The organism is Bacillus sp. JJ634, assembly GCF_036962285.1.
Taxonomy (GTDB): domain Bacteria; phylum Bacillota; class Bacilli; order Bacillales; family DSM-1321; genus Peribacillus; species Peribacillus asahii_A.
In genome coordinates this window covers 1-24368 of sequence record NZ_JBALMU010000011.1, presented here as the reverse complement: position 1 = coordinate 24368, position 24368 = coordinate 1, and the positions used below count along the sequence as shown (strand labels likewise).

General features: G+C 37.9%; 28 protein-coding genes, 1 riboswitch and 1 other annotated feature. Of the genes, 16 read left to right on the top strand and 12 right to left on the bottom strand.

What is annotated here, in order from left to right; all coding sequences use genetic code 11:
• Positions 1 to 7: 7 nt before the first annotated feature.
• Positions 8 to 236, bottom strand: a binding site (T-box leader).
• A 192-nt stretch (positions 237 to 428) separates the two neighbouring features.
• The gene (locus V7068_RS01630) at positions 429 to 692 is read right to left on the bottom strand and encodes a DUF2524 family protein (protein ID WP_252291282.1); all 264 of its coding nucleotides are present in this window, start codon (positions 690 to 692) and stop codon (positions 429 to 431) included.
• Positions 693 to 827: 135 nt separating this feature from the next.
• On the opposite strand from V7068_RS01630, the gene mnmL reads away from it, so the two are divergent.
• Positions 828 to 1796, top strand: coding sequence for a tRNA modification radical SAM protein MnmL/YtqA (mnmL, locus tag V7068_RS01625; RefSeq protein WP_499710680.1), 969 nt, complete (start codon positions 828 to 830; stop codon positions 1794 to 1796).
• Positions 1786 to 2361 (top strand): tRNA 5-(aminomethyl)-2-thiouridylate-methyltransferase MnmM, encoded by a 576-nt coding sequence (mnmM, locus tag V7068_RS01620; RefSeq protein ID WP_499710678.1) that lies wholly within the window; start codon positions 1786 to 1788, stop codon positions 2359 to 2361. The genes mnmL and mnmM overlap by 11 nt, the downstream gene beginning before the upstream one ends.
• Before the next feature lie 113 nt (positions 2362 to 2474).
• Here the strand turns inward: mnmM and V7068_RS01615 are convergent, their stop codons facing one another.
• On the bottom strand, positions 2475 to 3704 hold the full coding sequence (locus V7068_RS01615) for an AraC family transcriptional regulator (RefSeq protein WP_499710677.1): 1230 nt from the start codon (positions 3702 to 3704) through the stop codon (positions 2475 to 2477).
• Positions 3705 to 3977: 273 nt separating this feature from the next.
• On the opposite strand from V7068_RS01615, the gene V7068_RS01610 reads away from it, so the two are divergent.
• Together V7068_RS01610 and V7068_RS01605 are read left to right on the top strand one after the other, a co-directional pair.
• Complete coding sequence (locus V7068_RS01610; RefSeq protein WP_252287053.1) at positions 3978 to 4331, top strand: DUF485 domain-containing protein; 354 nt, start codon at positions 3978 to 3980, stop codon at positions 4329 to 4331.
• The gene (locus V7068_RS01605) at positions 4331 to 5890 is read left to right on the top strand and encodes a solute symporter family protein (protein ID WP_499710676.1); all 1560 of its coding nucleotides are present in this window, start codon (positions 4331 to 4333) and stop codon (positions 5888 to 5890) included. Before V7068_RS01610 ends, V7068_RS01605 begins: the two co-directional genes overlap by 1 nt.
• 149 nt (positions 5891 to 6039) lie before the next feature.
• Here the strand turns inward: V7068_RS01605 and V7068_RS01600 are convergent, their stop codons facing one another.
• Entirely contained in the window at positions 6040 to 7230 is a 1191-nt protein-coding gene (locus V7068_RS01600) for a helix-turn-helix domain-containing protein (RefSeq protein ID WP_499710675.1), read from the bottom strand.
• Between the two features lie 199 nt (positions 7231 to 7429).
• On the opposite strand from V7068_RS01600, the gene V7068_RS01595 reads away from it, so the two are divergent.
• Positions 7430 to 7795: a hypothetical protein gene (locus V7068_RS01595; protein ID WP_499710673.1), complete on the top strand. Its 366-nt coding sequence runs from the start codon at positions 7430 to 7432 to the stop codon at positions 7793 to 7795.
• Positions 7792 to 9360 (top strand): sodium/solute symporter, encoded by a 1569-nt coding sequence (locus V7068_RS01590; protein WP_499710672.1) that lies wholly within the window; start codon positions 7792 to 7794, stop codon positions 9358 to 9360. The genes V7068_RS01595 and V7068_RS01590 overlap by 4 nt, the downstream gene beginning before the upstream one ends.
• Positions 9361 to 9517: 157 nt before the next feature.
• On the opposite strand, the gene V7068_RS01585 is transcribed toward V7068_RS01590, so the two are convergent.
• Complete coding sequence (locus V7068_RS01585) at positions 9518 to 10321, bottom strand: alpha/beta hydrolase (RefSeq protein WP_499710671.1); 804 nt, start codon at positions 10319 to 10321, stop codon at positions 9518 to 9520.
• A 231-nt stretch (positions 10322 to 10552) separates the two neighbouring features.
• Here V7068_RS01585 and V7068_RS01580 point away from each other — a divergent pair, with 231 nt between their 5' ends.
• Entirely contained in the window at positions 10553 to 11071 is a 519-nt protein-coding gene (locus V7068_RS01580; protein WP_375349186.1) for a gamma carbonic anhydrase, read from the top strand.
• 344 nt (positions 11072 to 11415) lie between these two features.
• Here V7068_RS01580 and metK read toward each other — a convergent pair whose 3' ends face one another.
• Positions 11416 to 12609: a methionine adenosyltransferase gene (gene metK / locus V7068_RS01575; RefSeq protein ID WP_499710670.1), complete on the bottom strand. Its 1194-nt coding sequence runs from the start codon at positions 12607 to 12609 to the stop codon at positions 11416 to 11418.
• Positions 12610 to 12839: 230 nt separating this feature from the next.
• Positions 12840 to 13004, bottom strand: a riboswitch (SAM riboswitch).
• A 722-nt stretch (positions 13005 to 13726) separates the two neighbouring features.
• On the opposite strand from metK, the gene pckA reads away from it, so the two are divergent.
• On the top strand, positions 13727 to 15307 hold the full coding sequence (gene pckA, locus V7068_RS01570) for a phosphoenolpyruvate carboxykinase (ATP) (RefSeq protein ID WP_499710668.1): 1581 nt from the start codon (positions 13727 to 13729) through the stop codon (positions 15305 to 15307).
• A gap of 102 nt (positions 15308 to 15409) precedes the next feature.
• Here the strand turns inward: pckA and V7068_RS01565 are convergent, their stop codons facing one another.
• Together V7068_RS01565 and V7068_RS01560 are read right to left on the bottom strand one after the other, a co-directional pair.
• On the bottom strand, positions 15410 to 15652 hold the full coding sequence (locus tag V7068_RS01565) for a DUF2584 domain-containing protein (RefSeq protein WP_499710667.1): 243 nt from the start codon (positions 15650 to 15652) through the stop codon (positions 15410 to 15412).
• A 35-nt stretch (positions 15653 to 15687) separates the two neighbouring features.
• Entirely contained in the window at positions 15688 to 16521 is an 834-nt protein-coding gene (locus tag V7068_RS01560; RefSeq protein ID WP_499710666.1) for an alpha/beta hydrolase family protein, read from the bottom strand.
• Positions 16522 to 16605: 84 nt separating this feature from the next.
• Between V7068_RS01560 and V7068_RS01555 the strand changes: the two genes are divergently transcribed.
• From V7068_RS01555 to V7068_RS01545, 3 genes are read left to right on the top strand one after another with little or no spacing between them, the layout of a single operon-like run.
• Positions 16606 to 17601 carry an ABC transporter substrate-binding protein gene (locus tag V7068_RS01555; RefSeq protein WP_375349160.1) on the top strand — a complete coding sequence of 332 codons (996 nt, stop codon included), beginning with the start codon at positions 16606 to 16608 and terminating at the stop codon, positions 17599 to 17601.
• A 4-nt stretch (positions 17602 to 17605) separates the two neighbouring features.
• On the top strand, positions 17606 to 18370 hold the full coding sequence (locus tag V7068_RS01550) for an ABC transporter ATP-binding protein (protein WP_499710665.1): 765 nt from the start codon (positions 17606 to 17608) through the stop codon (positions 18368 to 18370).
• The gene (locus V7068_RS01545) at positions 18360 to 19151 is read left to right on the top strand and encodes an ABC transporter permease (protein ID WP_499710663.1); all 792 of its coding nucleotides are present in this window, start codon (positions 18360 to 18362) and stop codon (positions 19149 to 19151) included. The genes V7068_RS01550 and V7068_RS01545 overlap by 11 nt, the downstream gene beginning before the upstream one ends.
• 127 nt (positions 19152 to 19278) lie before the next feature.
• Here the strand turns inward: V7068_RS01545 and ytkD are convergent, their stop codons facing one another.
• Together ytkD and V7068_RS01535 are read right to left on the bottom strand one after the other, a co-directional pair.
• The gene (ytkD, locus tag V7068_RS01540) at positions 19279 to 19755 is read right to left on the bottom strand and encodes an RNA deprotection pyrophosphohydrolase (protein WP_499710662.1); all 477 of its coding nucleotides are present in this window, start codon (positions 19753 to 19755) and stop codon (positions 19279 to 19281) included.
• A gap of 173 nt (positions 19756 to 19928) precedes the next feature.
• Complete coding sequence (locus V7068_RS01535) at positions 19929 to 20273, bottom strand: hydrolase (protein ID WP_499710661.1); 345 nt, start codon at positions 20271 to 20273, stop codon at positions 19929 to 19931.
• Between the two features lie 246 nt (positions 20274 to 20519).
• On the opposite strand from V7068_RS01535, the gene V7068_RS01530 reads away from it, so the two are divergent.
• Positions 20520 to 20774, top strand: a complete 255-nt coding sequence (locus V7068_RS01530; RefSeq protein WP_119116947.1) for a DUF6154 family protein — start codon at positions 20520 to 20522, stop codon at positions 20772 to 20774.
• 109 nt (positions 20775 to 20883) lie between these two features.
• On the opposite strand, the gene V7068_RS01525 is transcribed toward V7068_RS01530, so the two are convergent.
• Entirely contained in the window at positions 20884 to 21327 is a 444-nt protein-coding gene (locus V7068_RS01525; protein WP_499710660.1) for a Dps family protein, read from the bottom strand.
• Positions 21328 to 21498: 171 nt separating this feature from the next.
• Here V7068_RS01525 and ytzI point away from each other — a divergent pair, with 171 nt between their 5' ends.
• Positions 21499 to 21642 carry a YtzI protein gene (ytzI, locus tag V7068_RS01520; RefSeq protein ID WP_252287065.1) on the top strand — a complete coding sequence of 48 codons (144 nt, stop codon included), beginning with the start codon at positions 21499 to 21501 and terminating at the stop codon, positions 21640 to 21642.
• A gap of 89 nt (positions 21643 to 21731) precedes the next feature.
• Here ytzI and V7068_RS01515 read toward each other — a convergent pair whose 3' ends face one another.
• Positions 21732 to 22205: an S-ribosylhomocysteine lyase gene (locus tag V7068_RS01515; RefSeq protein WP_499710659.1), complete on the bottom strand. Its 474-nt coding sequence runs from the start codon at positions 22203 to 22205 to the stop codon at positions 21732 to 21734.
• A 162-nt stretch (positions 22206 to 22367) separates the two neighbouring features.
• Between V7068_RS01515 and yidD the strand changes: the two genes are divergently transcribed.
• Complete coding sequence (yidD, locus tag V7068_RS01510) at positions 22368 to 22604, top strand: membrane protein insertion efficiency factor YidD (protein WP_127761725.1); 237 nt, start codon at positions 22368 to 22370, stop codon at positions 22602 to 22604.
• 126 nt (positions 22605 to 22730) lie between these two features.
• The gene (locus V7068_RS01505; protein WP_499710658.1) at positions 22731 to 23711 is read left to right on the top strand and encodes a metal ABC transporter solute-binding protein, Zn/Mn family; all 981 of its coding nucleotides are present in this window, start codon (positions 22731 to 22733) and stop codon (positions 23709 to 23711) included.
• 183 nt (positions 23712 to 23894) lie between these two features.
• Here V7068_RS01505 and V7068_RS01500 read toward each other — a convergent pair whose 3' ends face one another.
• Positions 23895 to 24050, bottom strand: a complete 156-nt coding sequence (locus V7068_RS01500; RefSeq protein WP_127761727.1) for a DUF1540 domain-containing protein — start codon at positions 24048 to 24050, stop codon at positions 23895 to 23897.
• Between the two features lie 145 nt (positions 24051 to 24195).
• Here V7068_RS01500 and V7068_RS01495 point away from each other — a divergent pair, with 145 nt between their 5' ends.
• Positions 24196 to 24357: a DUF1540 domain-containing protein gene (locus tag V7068_RS01495; protein ID WP_119116954.1), complete on the top strand. Its 162-nt coding sequence runs from the start codon at positions 24196 to 24198 to the stop codon at positions 24355 to 24357.
• Positions 24358 to 24368: the final 11 nt, after the last annotated feature.

The window sequence follows — 24368 nt, the reverse complement described above, 5'->3', positions numbered from 1 at the left end:
CATCCCAAATAGGGACGAGAGGATTATGTATATCTTCCCGCGGTACCACCCACATTGGCAACTCGCTTATGTCGCCCAGCTCAAACACCCGTAACGTGGGTTAAACGCCAGGCATTACTACTAGTTCACACCTGAAACTCCGAGGCGAGTTCACAATCATTCCAGGTTGACTTGCACCATCCGTCAACTCTCTACAACTGGTTCTAACTGCTACTACTCCTCATCATAGCCTTTATAAACATTCTTTAATTATACTTCATTCTAGTCAATTTCTTTCATAATTGCAATAGGTGCTCATAAACATTATGAACGAGTTTGCCTATATATATTCGTTTCTTCTGAAAATTGTGAGTTGTTTCTCATTTTAGTTCATATATGAGTCTGAACTAAAAAGGGCTACCCAATCCAAACTTGGGTAACCCGTTTACTTAATGTCGTAACGTAACCATATCGTGTCTTATTAAATCGAGCTGTCCTTTCATCCGTTGAAGTCGCTCTTTCTGCTCTGGATTTGCACTCGCATAAATTGGTTCCATCTGTCTTATAGCTTCTTCTAAATAAGCTTGTGCATTTTGGTAGGTTTCATCATCCCAATGTTCCTGCCTTGATGCCTCTATATATTCAAAATCTGCAAATCGGAGAGCCCCTTCACATTGCTCTAAAAAATGGTCAATAGATTGTCTTGTTCCCATTCTTATCCTCTCCTTCGCATTCATTTGATGACGAATCATCGAACTTAGTTTAAGTCAAACAAACTAAAATTATTCTTGCTCAAAATATTGTATAATAGGTGGGATAAATTAATTGAACATAGGAGGTTGCTGATGTTGAGTCAGATAAACCCGTTTATATATGCCAGTGATAACAAGCGCTATCACACATGGAATTATCATCTGAAAAATCATTTTGGCCATAAAGTTTTTAAAGTTGCACTTGATGGCGGCTTTGATTGTCCAAATCGCGATGGTACAGTCGCTCATGGAGGGTGTACATTTTGCAGTGCAGCCGGATCTGGCGATTTTGCCGGAAATCGTGCTGAACCACTTGATGTGCAATTTAAGAAAATTAGTGAAAAAATGCATTATAAGTGGAAGGACGGTCAATACATTGCTTACTTTCAAGCATTTACAAATACGCATGCGCCCGTTGAGGAATTAAGAGAGAAATATGAGCTCGTTCTAAAACAGGAAGGCGTGGTCGGTCTTTCAATTGCAACACGTCCTGACTGCTTACCAGATGATGTTGTCGAATATTTAGCGGAACTAAATGAACGTACCTACTTATGGGTTGAGCTCGGTTTACAGACCGTTCATGAACAAACAGCGACCCTCATTAACCGCGCTCATAATTATGAGTGTTACAAACAAGGTGTCGCCAAATTGCGCAAGCATAACATTCGTGTTTGCTCCCACATTATCAATGGACTTCCGCAAGAGGATTACAGCATGATGATGGAAACAGCGCGTGAAGTCGCTAAATTAGATGTGCAAGGAATTAAAATTCACCTTTTGCATTTATTAAAAGGAACACCTATGGTTAAGCAATATGAAAAGGGCATACTTGAATTTCTTCAGCGAGATGAATATGTCCAGCTTGTTTGCGACCAGCTTGAAATCATTCCACCCGAAATGATTGTTCACCGCATCACAGGGGATGGACCAATTGACTTAATGATTGGACCGATGTGGAGTGTAAATAAATGGGACGTACTAAATGCGATTGATGGAGAGCTCAAACGTCGCGATAGCTGGCAAGGGAAATTTTACAAAGCGGAGGCAGTAAAGAATGAAGCTTGATCGAATTCTACCTTTTGCAAGAATTTTATTAGAAAAAGCAGTACAACCTGGTGATATCGCAGTCGATGGTACGATGGGAAATGGGTTTGATACCGTTTTCCTTGCAAACCTAACAGGAGAAGCTGGGCATGTGTATGCTTTTGATATTCAAAGCGAGGCCATTCAAAGCACTACGGCAAAGTTAGCAGCAGAACAACTATCTGAGCGTTGTACTTTATTTCATGCTGGACATGAACAATTGAAAAATCTAATCCCGGAAAAAGAAACACGAAGCTTAACAGGTGCCATTTTTAATCTAGGTTACCTCCCTGGAGGGGATAAAACCATTACCACACAAGCAAGCACAACGATTTCAGCGATTGAACAACTGCTTGAAAAAATGAAACCGGAAGGCATCATCGTACTTGTCATTTATCATGGACATCCAGAAGGTGCGATTGAACGAGATGAATTGCTAGCTTATGTTAAACAATTACCGCAAGATAAAGCACATGTTCTTCAATACGGATTCATAAACCAAGCGAATCATCCACCATTTATTGTAGCTATTGAAAAAAGAGCATAAAACAATCTATATATTTTAAAGTGCCTGTTCCATTCAAGTAGAAACAGGCACTTTTATTTTTAACTCAGGTGTGTGAAAGCTTAGTCTCACATACCTGAGTTAAAGCCTTATCTTTAAAAATCATCCTCTACCCAGCTATGTGAAAATAAAATTTCCTTCGTCGCTCGATATTGACTTGGTGACCAGCCAATTTCTTTTTTAAACGTAGTACTAAAATAATTAGGTGTATTAAAGCTTAAATCCATCGCGATTTGTTCAATTGTTTGATTCGTTCGTCGCAACAGCCAAATCGAGCGTTGAAGTTTAACTAACGTAACATAGGAAACAAAACTATGTCCTGTTTCTTTTTTAAATAACCGACTAAAATAAGTTGGACTAAAATTCACTTTTGCTGCTACTTCATTCATCGAAATATTTTCTGTATAGTGAGAGCGTATATAATCAATGCTTTTTTGAACAGAAACATTTGTTGGAATTTCATCAAAATATCTTAACCAAAGTTCATGTTTAGCAACAGCCATTCTTGCAATCTTCGCATTTTCATAAGAATCCTTCAGTTGCATAGCCTCTCGACAAATCGACCCAACACCAATATATAATTGAATACCATATTCTTCCCTAAGTGTTTCAATAACAGAAAACATCACTCGTTGTCCTTCTGCCCAAAAAGACGGTGTTGCCACATCTGATGGACTCTTTAACAGTAGAGCGGCATTTTTATGAAATGGTACAAAATAAGCTTCATGCCCAATGGTAGAGAACGCTTTCAAAATAGCTTTTTGCACAACAGATGAAGCTTCCCATCTCTCACTCTTCTCTCGCTCTGGGCTAATAAGAAAGCCTTGAATACAACAAACTAAATTAGGAACCATCGCTGAAGGCATTAATGAAAGAGATTGGGACATCTCTACTTCACTCGTTATATCCCCTTTTAACACTCTTCTCCAAAACATATCACGGTAGGATTCACCTTCTACCGTTTCTTCTATAACAGACATTTCTTCAAGGAGAGAAAGAGTTTTTTTAAAATTCCGATAAAAAGATCTGCTCTTTAAAGGCTTAATTAATAATGAAGGGAGTCCCAGCTCAATCGCAATAGGTGATGTTTTAGTCATTGATTGATCAAGGACCGGAATGACGATAATATCTTGATACTGCTTCATCATTCTACGTATCTTTACCCAATCAAAAAGAGAAGTAATTTCTACGAAAATAATATCATTCGGCAGAATTGGCTCTTCATATTGAACGATCAAGTTTGAAAAACTGGGATGAGCTAACCATGTTTCTATTTTTGTCTTTTCTTGATTATCCTGTACTAATAATTGAACACGGTACGACATTAGACCCCTCCCTAACCATGAATTATTCTACAAATTATACTATGCTCCGACAATAAAAGTGCAAATTTTTGTATTTTTAAGACAAATTTCTGTAAGGTATCCCTATTTATAATATAGTACAATTTGAAAAACAGAAAGCTTTACTATAACAGTTTTAAAAGTTTTTCATAGCTTTCTATTTTCCTGATTCCTAAAGTAGGCGGGATGAAGGAAACGCTTACAATGCTAAGTTCTAAAACTTTGGGGTTAATTTTTTAAAAGGGGGAGTTTTATATGGCAAACGCAGCCAGAGCATACGTAGACGATAAAGCGAAAACTCCGGAAATCGACTACGATGCATTTGTGGAAATGGATTCGTTTAACAAACTTGTTAAACAAAAAAGGGGATTCTTATTCACAACGACATTCTTGTTTATGATTGCTTATATTTTATTGCCAATTCTAGCGTTCACGGACGCTTTGCAAGCAAAAGCAATTGGAAACATTACTTGGGTCTGGATTTATTCTTTATCTTTATTCTTAATGACCATTATTCTTTGTACGCTTTATGTTAGCCGTGCACACAAATTTGACAAACAGGCTGAGGCGGTAATCGCCGAGTATCAGCAAAAGAAAGGCGGCAGATGATGAATTTAGTAACTATTGGCTTTTTCGTTGGAATCGTTGGTTTAACATTACTTGTTACTTATATCGCAGCTAAGCGTACGTCTTCTGCGAATGACTTCTATACAGCAGGCGGCGGCTTGACAGGCTGGCAAAATGGTTTGGCTATCGCCGGTGACTACTTATCAGCAGCAGCATTCCTTGGGGTATCCGGTGCGATTGCTTTGACTGGTTTTGACGGTTTCTTCTTCTCCGTAGGTTATGTTGTAGCGAACCTTGTTCTTTTATACATCGTCGCAGAGCCAATGCGTAACCTTGGTAAATATACGCTTGCAGATATGTTGACAGCTCGTTTTAACGAAAAGCGCATTCGCGGTATAGCTGCAACATCAACGATCACAATCGTCATTCTATATATGATTGCCCAGCTTGTAGGAGCCGGTGCATTAATCCAGATGCTATTCGGTATTCCATATTGGGTAGCCGTTCTAATCGTTGGTGTCATGATGACAGTATATGTATTATTCGGTGGTATGACCGCTACTTCATGGGTTCAGATTATCAAGGCATGTCTGCTTTTATTTGGTACAGCTCTTATCTCATTCCTTGTTTTTTGGAAATTCGATTTTAGCATTATGAAAATGTTTGATACAGCTGCAACCGTTACGGACCATGGTGAAAACTTCTTGATTCCTGGTATCAAATATACAAGCACGATCGACTCAGTATCTATGATGATTGCACTTGTACTTGGTACAGCTGGTCTTCCGCACATTTTAATGCGTTTCTTTACAGTTAAAGATGCAAAAACAGCTCGTAAATCTATTACATGGACAACTTGGATTACAGCGATTTTCTTCTCATTGACAATCTTCCTTGGCTTCGGTGCGGCTGCATTCGTAGGCCAGGCAAACATCTTAGCAGCCAATCCGGGTGGAAACTTAGCTGCGCCGCTTCTTGCTGAATTCCTTGGTGGCGACGTACTTCTGTCATTCATTTCGGCAGTTGCTTTTGCAACGATTCTTGCTGTAGTATCCGGTCTTGTATTAACAGGAGCTTCTGCAATTTCGCACGATATTTACGGCGAAATCATGAAAGATGGTAAATTGACTCCTAAGCAACAGCTTGTAGCAGCACGTACAGGATCTATCTCAATTGCAATTCTTTCAATCCTGCTTGCTCTTGGCGCGCAGACATTGAACGTATCATTCCTTGTATCATTCGCTTTCTGTATCGGAGCATCAGCGAATTTACCAGTTATTCTTTACACAATTTATTGGAAAAAGTTCAACTCCAATGGCGCTATCATCGCGATGGCAACTGGCTTGATTTCTTGTCTTATTCTTGGCGCACTGGGCCCGAATGTTTGGAACCCAGAAGCTGGTAAAGCAATCTTTGTCGGTACGCCACTTGTTGCTTTATCTAACCCGGCCATCATCAGTGTTCCTCTTGGATTCCTTGCAGGATGGCTTGGCACAATCTTGACACAAAACAAAGCAAACGAAGCAAAAAATGCAAAAATCTACAACGAAATCCGCGTCAAAGCAAACACAGGAATTTCTGTTTCTGACGTATCACATTAATTTATTGAACACTGTACCCTCATGGGTGCGGTGTTTTTCTCTTTGAAAACATGTATACAACGATGCTGATTAACAACATCATTTAACAAAACCTTTCATATAAAAAAGCAGATGATTGCCATCTGCTTTTTTTATCCATATAGTTTTACTTACATAAAAATAACCTCTTTTGTTGCCCGATATTCACTCGGAGATAATCCGACAACCTTTTTAAAAATCGTACTAAAATAACTCGGTGTGTTAAATCCCTGTTCAAAAGCAATTTGTTCAATTGTTTGATTTGTATTGCGCAAAAACCATACAGCTTTTTGAATGCGTACAAACGTTAAATAGGAAACAAAGCTATGACCAGTTTCTTTTTTAAACAGCCGACAAAAGTATGTCGGACTAAAATTTATTTGAGACGCTACTTGTTGAATCGACAAATTTTCCGCGTAATGTTCAGTAATATAATCAATGCTCTCTTGAACGGATATATTGGTTGGAATTTCATCAAAATAACGAAGGGACAGCCCATATTTTGGAGGACTCGTTCGAGCCATTCTCGCTTCTTGATACGACTTCTTTAAACCTAATAGCTCCCGATGAATGGACCCTGCACCAATATATAATTGAATGCCATATTCATGCTTCAGCTTATCGATTAACTCAACAATCATCTTTTCTCCTTCCTCCCAATAACACGGAGAGGAAATACCAGGAGGAACTCTCAGTGCTAAGGCTAAATGCTTTCTAAAAGGGAGAAAATACACATCCTGTCCAATCATAGAGAATGCTTTCATAATCTCCTTTTGAATGACACTTGAAGCCTGCCAGCCCTCTCTCTCCTCTCGTGTTGTCGAAAGCACTAAGCCTTGGATAAAATAGACGACATTCGGAACCATGCCCTTTATGAAAACCGTTTCAATTTTCTCAGCGGATATTTCCTCTTTAAGAATATTTTGTAACAGCAGCTCATCGATTGGATAATCTTCTTGTTCTAATGTAAACGTGCTTCTAGAAGAATAGCTCAATGCCTTTTTAATATTCCGATAAAATAAATGTTTCGTAATTGGCTTGATAAATAAAGATGGCAGTTGGAGTTCGATTGCAATAGGTGACGTTTGCAGTATCGAAGGGTTGAGTAATGGAAATATAAGTAAGTCTTTATGTTTTTTAAGCAATCTTCTCGCTTTTACCCAATCAAACGGCGTATTGATTTCCATTATAAGAATATCATCGTTACAAATTGTATCTGTATCTTGAATGACTAATTGTTTAAAAGAAGGATGCGTTAACCACGTCTCAATCTTTTGCTTTTCTTCTTGATCATCTACTAATAATTTTACACAATACGCCATTCCTTCCCCCTCTTCTACAAAAAAATTCTATTTCTCTATCTATTATACTACTTTTTTATAAAAAATTAGCAATATTATGTAAAAATGTAGCAATATTTTGTAAGGTATAATCCATATTTTTCAAGTACAATCAAGAAAATGAAAGGTTTACATCCAATTACTGTAAGCCTTTTCATTAAATGAAAGGAGATGAGAGAATTTGGCTAGTGAGTTCAAAGATGATTACGAATACGTACCAGCAGAAAAAATCGACATCAAGGATTTACCCCCGCTTGATCCCGAAACTAGCAAGATTATGAAGCAGGAATTTGGGACAGGTTCTAAACTAACTATTTTTTACTACATTTTTATCTTGTCCATCCCAATTTTAAATTGGTACGCACCTGAATTTTTCTTTTCAAGAATTTGGGGAGGCATGACGTACTCATGGTTCTTTACTAGTATTGTTGCCATGGCATTAGCTTTCGGTATCGCTTACATACACACATATCTTTACGAGAAGCGACTTAAACAGTATGCAAGCGAAAATAGCACTGACAGTCAAGAAAGGAGGAACGTTAATTGATCCAAACTTTATTAGAACCAAAATATTTATTAACGATTCTCTTAATGGGGACAATCGTGTATATCACCTATTTAACAAAAAGAAATGCAAGTGCTAGTGATTTCTTCGTTGGAGGCCGAAGCTTCGGATGGTTTACAAACGGTTCAGCCATCGGTGGCGATTATTTAAGTGCAGCGACTTTCCTTGGGCTTGCTGGTTTAACATTCCAGCTAGGATATGACGGAGCCTATTATACATTCTGTTTCTCTATCGGTTTAACATTGCTTGCTATTTTCGTAGCTGGTCCACTTCGCCGCTTCGGTGCCTATACGGTAGCTGACTTTCTTGCCTACCGCTTCCATAGTCAACGTGCCCGACTGACAGCCGTTGTTGTCGTCTTAGCGATTTCAGGCTTTTATGCAGCTCCTCAATTACTTGGTGCCGCACAAATCTTAAGTATGTTCTTTGGAACAAGTTATGAATTCGGAATTATTTTTACTTGTACGCTTATGGTGTTCTATGTTGGTGTCGGCGGGATGAAAGGAACAACATTAAACCAAGCACTAGAGCTATGGATTCGCCTTGCAGCCTTCGTTGCGATGACTGTAATAGCTATCTACATCGGACTTCATTATAATCAAATTTTAGCGAACATTAGTGATTTTAAAGGAACTATTGCGGATACCGCTCAATATACAACTGACGGCAAAGATGTTGTAGCTGACGGGGATTCTTGGTCCGGAACAGGTAACTACTTCCCAACGTTCTGGCAAACTATTTCCATGACAATCGGTCTTTCTCTTGGTACGATTGGTCTGCCTCATCTATTGTTACGATTCTATACAAACCCAAGTGCTAAAGCAGCTAGACGTTCTGCCTTAATGGCCATCGGGATTGCCAGCGTATTTTTCTTATTCGCTGTATATCTTGGAGCAGTTGGCCGCGCCATCTTTATCCAAGGAGAAGCTTCCTCACAAGTTATGAGTGACCTGATTACAGGCGGGAACAACATGGTTGTTCCATCTACAGCTCAAGCACTAGGTGGAGATTGGCTGCTAGGACTTGTTATTGCCGGTGCCTTTGCTGCCATCTTCTCAAATCTATCAGGTCTATTCATTGCAAGCTCTGGAGCTCTTGCTCATGATGTATATGCAACAGTTCTAAAGAAAAACATTACTCAAAAACAACGTGTTGTTGCTGGTAAAGTAGCGATTGTTATTCTTGGTGTATTATACGGAGCACTTGGATTACTTGTTAAAGATGCTTCAATTGGTCACCTTGTTGCCTTAGCCTTTACGGTTGCCGCAAGTACCTTTACCCCAATTTTCATCTTAGGAATTTGGTGGCGCGGTATGACGGAAAAAGGAGCAATTGCCGGACTTTTAATCGGACTTGGTGTGTCGATGTACATGATTTTCTTTAAAGACACACTTCCAGCATTCTTACAATTCAATGTTCCAGGAATCATCACGGTTCCAGTCGGTTTCCTTTCCGTGTACATTGTGTCTAAACTAGACAGAAAAGTACCGGGTGACGTAAATGAATTTATGAAAAAGGTTCACTCGAAGGAATCTGAAATTGCTTAAAAAACAAACGTCCCCCGAATCTTTATGATTCGGGGGATTACTTTTTCCAAGAAACTAGCTTCTCTTCACTACATTAAAAAAGCTGCCAAACGTACATTCATCCAGCAACTTTCCCCCTTAAATTGACTATATTAAATAGGATTCTATAACAAAACTTTCAAATGACATATCCTAGTATTTTTAATCGAGTTTCCACAAAACCAAGCGCATAGTTAAATACATTTTCTCGCTCTAGCTCATTAAAAATTTCATGATACAGATTCGGCCATTCTTTAAACTGCTTCTCACTTAGTAAAGTATAATTAAACCACTCACGAACCATTTTCTTATCTACGACTTGATCATCGCCGCCCTGCATGACTAATAATGGAACATCCTGCAAATCAGGAATTTCTTCAAACGCATCTTTTATAGCGTGTGCAAGCTCATGGTACCAACGAACAGAAACCTTTGTAACATATAATGAATCGTTTAAATCCGATTCACGTACTTCAGGATTTCGCGTTACTAAGTCTGGTGACAAGGCAGAGTCTACCTTATATGTAGGAAAAACAATATTTAATCCATGAGAGAGAGCCTTCATCATTCTTGGTGGCTGTCTTTTTAACCCTAAGCAGGGTGAGGATAAAATGACACCCGCAATATCCCAATCTTCTTCTTGAAGAAGACGGATGGCTATTAAGCCTCCCATGCTATGTCCAAGCAAAAATACAGGCAATGAGTATTCATAAGCAGCTTCAATCCAAATTTTCACTTCATCTAAATATTCATCGAAGGAATCAATATGACCTCGAGAAGCACGTGATGTTATTCCCTGTCCAGGAAGATCCCCCATCACAACATGGTATCCGGATGATCGCCACATTTGCACAAGCCACTTATAGCGCCCATGATGCTCCATCGCACCATGAATGATGACAATTACTGCTTTTGCAGCACCCTCTGCCTCCCATTTCCACATGTGAATTCCCCCTTCTTATCTTTCTCTAGATGTAATATAAAAAATGCTGTTGAAAGATAGTGACATTAGTTTTTAATAAAAGCCAAGTATTTATCCTTAGTTTAAAATTGTGTAAAAAAAACAATAGAACTAATGGACCAGTACACGTATGATTAATGAGTAATATCTTTTTACGGTATATTAAAATAATACCGAAAAATACTAGTTACGGAAAGGATTTGATACAAAATGATTATTTATCCTTTTAAAGGAAAAACTCCTGAAATTGCTGAAAGTGCTTATCTTGCTGAAAATGCTGTTGTAACTGGAGATGTGAAAATTGGAGAAGAAACAACAATCTGGTTTAACTCCGTCATTCGTGGCGATGTAGCCCCAACGATTATCGGGAAAAAAGTAAGTATCCAAGATAATAGTGTACTTCATCAGAGTCCTAATAACCCGCTGATTATTGAAGATGAGGTAACAATTGGTCATCAAGTTATTCTACATAGCTGTAAAATCCGTAAAGGTGCGCTAATCGGAATGGGCTCCATCGTCCTAGACAAAGCAGAAATTGGTGAAGGTGCCTTTATCGGGGCCGGTAGTCTCGTTCCTCAAGGCAAGGTGATTCCACCAAATACACTCGCATTTGGTCGTCCAGCAAAAGTCGTACGCGAGCTGAATGATGAAGATCGTAAAGATGTGGAACGCATTATCCGAGAATACGCTGAAAAAGGACAATTATACAAACACGCAGAGAGAATTAAATAAAGGGACACTTCCATCAGTTGGGGCTTTCCTTCCCCCCAACTGATAGTTAGCCACGTTCTACGATCACTAAGATTTCCGCTATATCTCACCAATTGGAGCAGTACGGGCAGCCTTCTCCCCCCTGCCTTCCTTATTATCTCCTCATACTCTTGAAATAAGGGGCTTACTGCCCGTGAAGTATGGATACATGTACATATATAGTGCCTAACTCGTTATAAGTTAGGTATTTTTAAAAAAGGTTCTATATGTATTATATATGATTTTGGGCTCACTTTTACTGATATATATGCTCCATGACTAATAAAAAAAGAACTAACCCAAATAAGTTAGTTCTTCTTATCATATTATGCTTGTGCTTTTAACGCTTCCGCTTTATCTGTACGCTCCCATGGAAGATCCACATCTGTACGGCCAAAATGTCCATAAGCAGCTGTTTGTTTGAAAATAGGACGACGTAAATCAAGCATTTTAATGATACCTGCTGGACGAAGATCGAAATTATTGCGAACAAGCTCCACTAATTTCTCTTCGCTTACTGTGCCTGTTCCAAATGTATCTACAGCAATTGATACAGGTTGAGCAACACCGATTGCATAAGCAAGCTGTACTTCTGCTTTATCAGCAAGACCAGCAGCTACAATGTTTTTCGCTACATAACGAGCTGCATATGCCGCTGAACGGTCCACTTTCGTTGCATCTTTACCAGAGAACGCTCCACCGCCATGGCGAGCGTAGCCGCCATACGTATCAACGATGATTTTACGACCTGTAAGACCTGCATCCCCTTGAGGTCCACCGATTACAAAACGGCCTGTTGGATTAATGAAATACTTTGTTGCTTCATCGATTAATTCAGCTGGTACAACTGCTTTAATGACATGTTCTTTTAAGTCATCTTGAATTTGCTCAAGCGTTGCTTCTGGGTCATGTTGAGTAGAAATAACAATTGTATCTACGCGCACTGGTCGATTGTTTTCATCGTATTCTACAGTTACTTGTGTTTTCCCATCTGGACGTAAATATTCTAACGTGCCGTTTTTACGAACTTCTGTTAAACGATGAGAAAGTTTATGTGCTAACGAAATTGGAAGCGGCATTAATTCTTCTGTTTCTCGGCAAGCAAAACCAAACATTAAACCTTGGTCTCCTGCACCGATTGCTTCGATTTCCTCATCAGACATTGTTCCTTCACGAGCCTCAAGCGCTTGATTTACTCCCGCAGCAATATCCGCTGATTGTTCATCAATTGAACTTAGTACAGCACATGTTTCGGCATCGAAACCATATTTCGCACGAGTGTAACCAATTCCAGCAATTGTATCCCGAACGATACGTGGAATATCTACATAAGCAGATGTCGTAATCTCACCTGCAACAAGTACAAGCCCTGTAGTTACACTTGTTTCACAAGCAACACGAGCATTTTTATCTTTTTCTAGAATTGCATCAAGAATTGAATCTGAAATCTGATCGCAAATTTTATCTGGGTGACCCTCTGTCACAGATTCAGAAGTAAATAGACGACGGTTCTTTGACATCTTATTTCCTCCTTGGAAGTTAGTTATATTATAGGCAAAAGTCTGTCTTTTACGGAGCTCATTCCCTTATTAGCTTCCATCATAGTGACAAATATATTTAGAAAAACACGACTTTTTATCTCTATTAATCGAAATTCATGTTTCCCTTGTACTTTGATTCTTCTTCAAAATACAAAAAAACCTATCCTAGCTAATGAGGAAAGGTTTATTATCTGTCAACTATCCTTTCACTCTTATCGTTCAAGGGTTGTTTACCTTGCTCAGGTTAGCACCAACACCATGATTCCTTAAAAAATGAACGGCCTTATTTTCAGCCTTCATTTCACTTTAAGTTCACACTATGGCAGGTTGCTGGGTTTCATAGGGCCTGTCCCTCCACCAACTCGGGATAAGAGAATCCGTACAATTAAAAATGATACGGAATCTGTTGGACGCTGTCAACACTTTTTTGTACAATGTTTTATATCGTCTATATGAAATCACAGTTCCACATACCTTTCAGCTAGTCTGAATGAAACAAGCAAAAAGTGAACAGCATCATTAATATAGCCTTTTTATAATGAACAACTCCACTTGTACGATTAGGATAAGAGGATATGACATTTTTTAGTTACTCAACGTTAGATTATAAGGTCCTAATTACATCGACAAACGATACATAATAAGAGATACTGTAACATAGTGTTACGAATAGCATAAAAACCTTTTAGTACCTTCCAGTTAAAGTCATATTAAATAAATTTCTTTTCTTAATTCTTTCCTATTAAAAGAAACATGTTAGGTGCCTTCTCATACGCTTGCAAAGAAACCTACTCTATACACTGGAAAACGTCGAGTACTATAATCCTTTTTTAGACAACTGACAAAGTGAACACGTTTCATCATACTCATATCAATCTTATTATATGACATTTTTTAAAATATTGTTGACAAGTCTGTTATGCAACCCTATCATTGCTTTGTTGATAAATATTTCCTTTTAATCGAATGATAAACTTGATTAAGGAGACCATATAAAAAAAATCACAAAAAAAAATAATTAGTATAGACTAATTAAATAAATGTGTTATACTAATCGTAATTTAAAAAACTTAAAACAAAGGAAGGTATCTCATATATGAATTCTGTGGATGTTTCTAATGAGTTACACCAATTATTAGCTGGTAAAAACGCTCACATACAACTTTCTGTACCTCAGTTAGTAGAAAAAGTATTAAGCCGTAACGAAGGTGAATTAACAGCAACAGGAGCAATTAAAGCTGAAACAGGTAAATACACTGGTCGTTCACCTAAAGATAAATATATCGTGGAAGAGGCTTCCGTAAAAGATAAAATAGACTGGAGCTCTAACCAACCGATTTCTGAAGAGACGTTTAATAAATTATACAACAAAGTAACAGAGTATTTAAAAGAAAAAGATGAAATTTTTGTGTTTAAAGGTTTTGCAGGTGCTGATCAATCGTCTCGCCTTCCAATTCAAGTTGTGAATGAATATGCTTGGCATAATCTTTTTGCACATCAATTATTCATCCGTCCTACAGAAGAAGAATTAGCTAATCATGATTCTCAATTTACAATTCTTTCTGCTCCTAACTTTAAAGCAAATCCAGCTGTTGATGGAACAAAATCAGAAACATTTATCATTATCTCATTCGAACGTCGTACAGTTTTAATCGGTGGAACGGAATATGCTGGAGAAATGAAGAAGTCTATCTTCTCTATCATGAACTACTTACTTCCTGAATCAGATATTTTCTCTATGCACTGTTCAGCAAACGTAGGTCGTGAAGGTGATGTTGCTTTATTCTTCGGACTATCAGGAACAGGTAAAACAACGTTATCTGCAGATGCAAACCGTAAATTAATTGGTGATGACGAGCATGGCTGGTCTTCAAATGGTGTATTCAATATTGAAGGTGGTTGCTATGCAAAAACAATCAACCTTTCTCGTGAAAAGGAACCACAAATCTTTGATGCAATCCGTTTTGGAACAGTATTAGAAAACGTAGTGATTGATCCTGATACTCGTATTCCTGATTATGATGACAAAACATTAACTGAAAATACACGTGCAGCATACCCAATGGATGCTATTGATAATATCGTATTACCAAGTGTTGCTGGACATCCAAATACAATTATTTTCTTAACAGCTGATGCTTATGGAGTATTACCTCCAATCAGTAAATTATCAAAAGAACAAGCTATGTTCCACTTCTTAAGTGGCTACACTAGTAAATTAGCTGGTACAGAGCGCGGAGTTACATCTCCAGAAGCAACTTTCTCTACATGCTTCGGCTCTCCATTCTTACCACTTCCAGCTCAACGTTATGCAGAAATGCTTGGACAAAAAATCGATGAGCACAATGCAAAAGTTTACCTTGTAAACACTGGCTGGACTGGTGGGGAATACGGAACTGGCAGCCGTATGAAACTTGCTTACACTCGTGCAATGGTTCAAGCAGCTCTTGAAGGTGAATTAACAAACATTGAAACTGTTAAAGATAGCATTTTCGGTTTAGAGATTCCACTTCATGTACCTGGTGTTCCAGACGAAGTTCTTCAGCCAAGCAAAACTTGGGAAGATAAAGCAGCATACGAAGCAAAAGCAACGGAACTTGCGGCTAAATTCCGTGAAAACATCCAAAAATTCAACGTATCAAAAGAAATCGTTGAACAAGGCGGACCAATCGCTTAATTAAAGAATGAAAACCCGACAATTGAGAGTCAATTGTCGGGTTTTTTATACGCCTAGTGATACGGACCACGTTTAGTAAAAGCACTTAAACGAGCCACCTCATTAATTTGTCGAGTTCAGTGATATAAGCCGATATGTAATCATTGTTTGCTCATTCTCCCACTCTACTTTCTGAATAATAGCCGTCCCACTTGAATCAGACTCTATCGTCTTCTTCACTTCAACTGGAATATCAATTGGATACAATCGATAACCTGCTTTTGTTAAATGAAAAATATTTTCATCCTCGCGTCTTTCCTTACCTTTTGTAACAATCATCGTATTCAATTCCATCGGCATCCCCATATCATAACCCCCTTAAAGTATTTACCTTTATAGTATCATTTTTCCACATGCCTTTTCATCCAATCTGTTAAATCTTCAACAACTTTTCGATTCATTGCAGGAGGGAAATAATGAGTAAACTCAGCAAAATACCAGCTTTCCACTTGATTATTCCCTAGCTGTAACGCTTTTTGTAAACGATAAGAATGTTCAACCGACACATTTTTATCCAACACACCATGAATAATTAACACAGGTAAACAAAGATCTCTCACAGCAGAAAGCGGAGTTCTATATTCGTACCGCTCTGGATATTTCGCAGGTGTCCCGCCAATAACTCGTTTCATCATTCGACGCATATCTATACGTTCCTCATACGTCAAAAACATATCCGATACTCCGCCCCATGTCACAAGCGATGCAGCGGTTCTACATTCAATAGCTGTCCAAAGCGCCATAATCCCACCTCGGGAAAAGCCAAAAATATGTATATGTTCTTTCTTCACACGCGGATGCTGCTCTAATAACTTAAATCCACCAATGGCGTCAAAACGATCTTCGCCAGCAAAATCCTCATCTCCTTCTCCCCCTTGATTCCCTCGATAAAAGGGAGCAAACACAATAAATCCTTGGGCAGCAAATTGGATAATACGGGCTGGCCGAACTTTACCAACATTTTTAATCCCGCCTCTTAAGTATAAAAACCCATCGTAAACTTCTCCATCCTTTGGCTCTGCTAACAGTCCTTTTACATACAGACCCTGTGATAAATACGTTACGGAATATAAGTGAATATTGGGATGAGGCGATGGAAACCGCTCTTTCGAAATGATTTTACCGTTTAACACAAATAACTCTCCTTTCCCTTCTAGTTTAAAGCATCTTACCAAAATTATCCCCCTTTTAAGGCACCACCCCTTTCCTCTCTTCATACAATGACTTAGGCACATACCTATTTTTAAGGAGGAAAACAAATGAAAAGCATATGGAAGACAGGATCTATACTTTTATTAACTTGTATCTTAATGATTCCTCTAGTAGCCTGTGGAAAAGACGAAGTCACAAAAGTACGCGTAGCAGAAGTAACTCGTTCTCTTTTTTATGCTCCACAATATGTCGCTATTGAAAAAGGTTTTTTTGAGGAAGAAGGCCTGGAGATTGATTTAAAAACGACCGCAGGCGGAGATAAAACAATGACAGCTCTGCTATCTGATGGTACTGATATTGCTCTTGTCGGATCTGAAACCTCAATTTACGTGACAGCACAAGGTACAACTGATCCTATCATCAATTTCGCGCAACTTACACAAACAGATGGTACTTTCCTTGTTTCCCGCAAGCCTATTGAAAACTTCGAATGGGAAATGTTAAAGGACTCTACATTCCTTGGGCAACGCAAAGGTGGCATGCCGCAAATGTTAGGGGAATTTGTGTTAAAAGAACACGGTATTGATCCGCACAAAGATTTAAACCTTATTCAAAATATTGATTTTGCCAATATTGCAACAGCCTTTGCCTCTGGAACCGGGGATTATGTACAGCTATTTGAACCAACTGCCAGCATTTTTGAAAAGGAAGGAAAAGGTCATATCGTTGCTTCGTTCGGCACAGAATCAGGGCATGTTCCTTATACAGTGTTTATGACAAAAGAAAGCTATTTAACAGAAAACAAAGAAACCATGGAAAAATTCACCCGTGCCATTTATAAAGCACAAAAATGGGTGCAAGAAACAGACTCTAGAGAAATTGCCGAATTGATTGCTCCTTACTTTGAAGATACGGATTTAGACATTATGACAACCGTAATAGATCGTTATAAAGAACAAGGCTCCTTTGCAACAGATCCAATTTTAGATGAAGAAGAGTGGAATAATTTACAAAACATCATGGACGAAGCCGGTGAGCTACCAGCACGTATGGAATATGAGGAATTGGTCAACACCGACTTTGCCGAACAAGTGATGGAGTAAGACGATGAGCTTTTTAACTATTAACTCTATCTATCACACGTATTTCACACAAGAAACAGCGACAACTGCTCTAAAGGACATCAGTCTTAACATCGAAAAAGGGGAATTCGTCTCCTTTCTAGGTCCTAGCGGCTGTGGCAAAACGACACTGCTCTCTATTATCGCCGGGCTATTTCCAGCTACCTCAGGAAGCATTCAACTAGGAGGTAAGCCGTTAAAATCTGATCAAGATACATCAATCGGCTATATGCTTCAACAAGATTATTTGTTTCCATGGAAGACAATTGAGGAAAATGTAACATTAGGTTTAACGCTTCAAAAACTAAAAGATACGAATAGCAAAGCCCTAAAACTATTGGAAGCTGTCGGCTTAGTCGGCGTCGAAAAACAATTTCCAAAGCAATTGTCGGGCGGGATGAGACAGCGTGCTGCTCTCGCTCGCACACTTGCTGTTGACCCTAAAATCTTGCTATTAGATGAGCCTTTTTCTGCTCTTGATTATCAAACAAAACTTAAGCTGGAAGATCTCGTTTTTGAAACATTAAAATCGTTTGGAAAAACAGCCTTGCTTGTAACGCACGATATTGGGGAAGCAATCGCTATGAGCGACCGAATTTATTTATTCTCAGCGAATCCTGGTCAGATTTATCGAATATTTGACATACCTGCCGAATTACGTGCACTTCGTCCTTTTGATGCACGTAATCATCCCCTATATCCATCCCTTTTTCAAACCATTTGGAAGGAGCTTGAAAGTCTTGAACATTAAACAACTCCATCATGATTTCAAAGCCTCCTTAATCAGAGAAAAACGGTTTGTCCGATTGTATCAAATATTGATTTTTCTTATCTTTTTTAGCAGCTGGGAAGTTGCTTCACGCCTGCAATGGATTAATCCGCTTATCTTTAGTTCACCAACGAAAGTATGGCGACTATTCGTAATAAAAATTCAGGATGGAACTTTATTATCGCATTTAAGTGTAACCATTTTCGAAACATTGCTTGGGTTTATCCTCGGTACACTGCTTGGCGTGCTGCTTGCTACAGCTCTCTGGTGGTCACCAATGCTTTCAAACATTCTTGATCCTTATCTTGTCATTTTAAATGCTATGCCCAAGGTAGCACTCGGTCCAATTTTAATTGTAGCGATGGGACCCGGCTTTTCTTCCATTATTGCGATGGGAGCGATTATTTCCGTTATCATCACCGCTATTGTTGTGTACACGGCTTTTCGAGAAGTTGATCCAAACTACTTAAAAGTTTTACAAACCTTCAGAGCAACACGTGCCCAATCATTCAAAGAAGCGATTCTCCCTGCCTCGTTTCCAACAATTATTTCAACATTAAAAGTGAACGTCGGATTATCTTGGGTCGGTGTCATTGTCGGTGAATTTCTTGTTTCATCAAAAGGTCTTGGCTACCTAATCATTTACGGCTTCCAAGTATTTAATTTTACCCTTGTAATGCTCTCACTTATGATCATCGCTGTTATTGCAACTATTATGTATCAGCTTGTGGAATTACTAGAAAAGAAGTTAATTAAGCAATAACTAGATAGCACTGCTTTTTAGATTAAGCTTTCTTAAGCAACCTTTGTTGATAAAGTGATATCGGCTCATGTTCGCTCTGAACGCTTAAATGAACCAAAAATCAACAACATGATGTAACGGAACTACATTAAAAAGTGGTGCTCTTTTTTACTCTTTCGATTTGCTGCAAACTTAGTGGTACAATTTCGTCTTTCATAATAAAGCTATAATCGGTATCGGTTTTCATATTCTTTGGTAACTGAACACATAATACAGGTCCATCTGTTTCTAAATATTCTTGTTTCTTCTCCATCGCTGTTAGCTCTGTATAATAAATCGATTTTATAAATGATCGATTCGGTTCATGTACCCGATATTGTCCAAGAAACAGCAACTCACCAACAACTCCGCCTGTTTCTTCATACACCTCTCGAATAGCCGCTTCTTCTATTGTTTCACTACGCTCTCGTTTTCCCCCTGGAAATTCAAGACCACGTTCTCGATGACGCGTCAACACCCACTTTCCTTGAAACTGACAAAGTACCAATACATGCCAAGCCTCTCCGAACTCCGCTTTTGATGAAAATTCTACTAAAAAACCATGTTCGTCCTTAAAAGTCACCATGTTATTCTCTCCCTCTATTACAATAATTCAATTGTACCAAGAATTTCAGATGACTGCAGTCAAGAAAAGTACATAGTACCTTGTTTTAAGCTCAAGCGGAAATCGGCTAGGTCTCTTACGCTGAACGTATTCCCCTAATTCTTTTATAACTTTCTCATATAGAAAAAAGCCTCTTAATACCGGAGGCCGTCATCTGTTCGCTTTGCTTGTAAAATTCCCATGCTTTCAATATGTTGCTTTGCTTCTTCATCGCCAAGCTCATAAATTAATTGATAAATGTTTTGCAGTGTCAAATCTTGTTCATCATTTTCATGATCATGATGATATTCCTTAAGAGGCACGTGAGCACGATAAAAGTTCTCTTCACCGATCATATAGTTATAATCAAAGTACTCTCGCAATTGCATAATTTCATCATCATTTGCTTCAATTTTAAAATTCCACGGTGAATCTGTACTACTTTGAGAAATTTGCCCATTCGGTATCCAAATATAATATGTTTTCCTCTGGTCAGCCAAGACTTCTCACCCTTTCTGAATCATACATTTATTTTCCCACTTCCCTCCCCAGTTCATGCAAAGGAAAAAATTCACTTTTTCCAAGAAAAAAGAGTGGATAATTTTTGAATTATAGATTAAAGTATCTTTCAAAGGGTAACGCATATAATATATCCAACCATCAAGAATAGCACTGAAAAGTATGACATCTAGAATAATTTTTCATACATATTCCGATGAATTTTAATTAAATTGAGGTGAAGGTTAATGAAATTAATTGAAGAATTATACAACATGTATCGCACAAAGCTAACAGGTGATGAAGAAGATATTGACATGCTGACATTTGCAGTTTTAGAACAATTAGATCGCAAAGAAATCTTAGAGTTATTACACGACATGGATGAACAAGAATTAACCAATTTAATGGGGTTGTACATTATTGAATCGTTAAAAGGTAAATTTGCTCAAAATAGCATAAACGCTAAACCTACATATTTTTCACCGCGTACTTTTCACTAACTCACTGTTCACTTACTAAAATATAGTAAGCGCTTTCTTTCGAGTTGCTTTCTCTCCTAAATTCCTTTATTCAAAAAAGTGAAGCCTTGAATATCAAGGCTTCACTTTTTTACTTTTGCAAATACGCGTTTAACATCCATGCATGCTTATTTAGGCTCTTCTTCATACCGATAAGCAAGTCACCTGTTACTTGGTCATCAGCTTGATCAGCTAATTCAATCGCTTCAATTAATTCCGTTGAAATCTTTTCAAAATCGTTAGCCACACTACGAACCATATCTTCAGGTGTCTCGTTTCCTGTTGCTTCTTCAATAGAAGCAAGCGCCAAGTATTCCTTCAATGTTGCCACTGGCTTTTCACCTAAAGCTAGCAATCGTTCCGCTAACTCATCTAAGTTAGCTGTCGCTTCATTATACAATTCTTCCCACTTTTGATGTAATTCGAAAAAACGCGGTCCACTTACAAACCAATGATAATTATGAAGCTTAGTATACAGAACAGTAAGATTCGCAATTTCCTTATTCACTAATGCCACTAATTTAGCATCTGCCATATGAATTACCTCCCATTTAAGCTATATGTATTATACCCCTATAATCACGGTTCAATTACCTTACATTTTGTGGTAAAATAAAGCAGAATCCGCAGACTATATTCACTGCAGGTCATAATAAAATTACCCAGTTTTCATGAATGATCATTGACTAGGGAAAGGAGTATTGGTTTGACAATTATCCTTATTATTTCTATTCTCATCATTCTAATCGTCATTTTTCTATCGGTGCTTACAGTCAATAAAGGCTATGCATACAAACATACCATTGATCCAGCACCAGAATCAGATGAACATCCAGATGATTCAAAATAATAAGTATAGTTACCATTGCTAATTAAGCCGCACAAAAAGGCCCCTGTCAGACCCTTCAGGAACCTTTTTGTGTATATTTTATGATAACCTTAACCAAATACTTTATGAAGGTCTTCTTTATTTTGAGTTAGCCAGAAATTCATTAATTTCTTAGCACCTTCTAAATCATGCAATTTTGCTTGACCGCATTGCTTCTCATTAGCTGCTGGAATTTCTGTAATTTGAACGGCATCTTTCATTGTTTCTTCTAATACATCAATAATTTCAGATACGGTTGGTTCACCGCTTACAACTAAATAATAACCTGTTTGACAGCCCATAGGTGAAATATCGATAATATCGAAATGATCATATCCTTCTGAATGTTTACGAATATTAAAAGCAAGCAAATGCTCTAATGTATGAATGGCATCTGGCTTCATCGCTTGTTTATTTGGTTGGCAGAAACGAATATCAAATTTATTAACAACACCGTCTGTTCCAACTTTGTGCACTCCACAATGTCTAACATATGGCGCTTTTACGGCGTTATGATCTAATTCAAAGCTTTCAACTGAAGGCATTTTCTTCACTCCTTAAATGTGTATGTTCCTATTCTACCTCTAAATCTAATTTTTTTCATCCTTATTATTTTTGAAGAATGTCGATATACCAAAACCATTTTAATAAGAATGCAGAAATGTGATATAGTAAAACCACGAATATTTTGAAAGCGAGTACAGATTATGCAAACACTTTTAACAAAACTCATTCGATTTTATCAAATTGCTCTTTCACCATTAAAACCACCATCTTGTCGTTTCTATCCAACCTGCTCTCATTATGGCCTAGAAGCAATTAAAGTACATGGAGCATTCAAAGGAAGCTTGCTCACTATTATTCGCATTCTAAAATGTCATCCATTTCATCCAGGCGGGTTTGACCCCGTTCCAGAGAAACAAGAAAAGAAGAAACAACTATAAATTTTCCGCTTGCTTTCTTACTTCTTTTCTTGTATGATACAATAGTTAAATCGGAATCATTTCGCTTAATTACCACATTTAAATCGGAACAATTACGAATTGATGCAAAGGAGTGAATTTTTTCTTATGAAAAAGCAATTGACCACTATTATATTTTTATTAAGCGCCCTTTTCCTATCTGGTTGTGGTAACGCCGAAAAAAATAAAACAGAAACAGCAAACGATGATATGATCGACATTTATACAACCGTATACCCGTTGCAATATTTAGCTGAAGAAATCGGGGGAAAATATGTTCATGTTGAAACTGTTTATCCTCCAGGCACAGATGAGCATACATATGAGCCTTCTCAAAAAGATATTGTGAACATGACAAACGCAGAACTCTTTTTTTATATCGGTCATAATTTAGAAGGCTTTGTAACAAAAGCTCAGCCCATTCTTTCTGACGAAGGTGTAAAAACTGTAGCGATTGGTGAAAAAGTAAATCTAGACGATGAAGCACATACTGATAATGAACACGCTCACGAAGAAGAGACACATGAGGAAGAGGAGCATAGTGACGATGATGGCCATAATCACGGAGGAGTTGATCCGCATCTTTGGCTAAATCCTTTATATACAGCCCAAATGGCAGAAGCAATTAAAACGGAATTAACGAAGCAGATGCCGGAGCAAGCAGATTATTTTGAAACACAATACAAACAATTAGACGAGCAGCTGCATGAACTTGATGCCCAATTAGCAGATACAATTAAAAATGGAAAAACAAATGAAATAATCGTTTCTCATGCAGCTTACGGATATTGGGAAGAACATTATGGACTAAAACAAATTAGTGTTACAGGTTTAACCACTTCTACTGAACCTTCACAAAAAGAACTAGAAAATATCGTGAAAACAGCACAAGAACATAACTTGAAATACGTTGTATTCGAACAAAATATTAGCTCTAAATTAACCGAAATTATTCAAAAGGAAATCGGGGCTGAGGCGTTACAGCTTCATAATTTAGCCATCTTAACGGACGCCGATCTTCAAGCAAATGCTGATTATATGAGCTTGATGAATAAAAATATAAAAACGTTACAAAAAGCTTTAAATTAAAAATTAGAGGTCGTTTAAAAGAATTACACTTTTAAATGACCTCTTTTCTTGTACATAGGCTTTGCTAAACGATAATATTGATAAAATTCTTATAAAAAATTTATAACGTTGCATGAAAATGAGAGTTATTATCAATAATATATATAAGGAAAGGTAACCACCCAAATGGTTACCTTCCGAACATTAAAGTTCTGGTGCAAATGTTTTACAATCTGTTTCTTCACTGTTGGAAGCTTGTTTCCCTTTATTACTAACAACATAAATAGCATCCGCTTGGCATTTATTGCCCGATCCCCAAAACTTACAGTTGTTTACTTCACAAAGAACATCTTGAGCCATAGTATCACACCTCCTCTTTTTTATTTTGGACAAAAGAGAAAGGTTTGATACTTCTTTTTCGTTTACCAAATTTCTTCCCGTATGCAAGAAAGTTCGCTGAACAAACTAGAAAAGCAAGATTGATTTCTTCAAAAGGAGTGATTATATGGCTCAAGATGTTAAATGTTCTGTTGATAGTTGTTCATTTTGGAAACACGGCAACCGTTGTTCTGCTGATGCCATTAGCGTGATGAATTATACCGAAGAACGTGCACGTACTAGTCATGAAACGGGCTGCCGAACTTTCAAACCCAATCATGGGCTATAAAGTGAAACTTC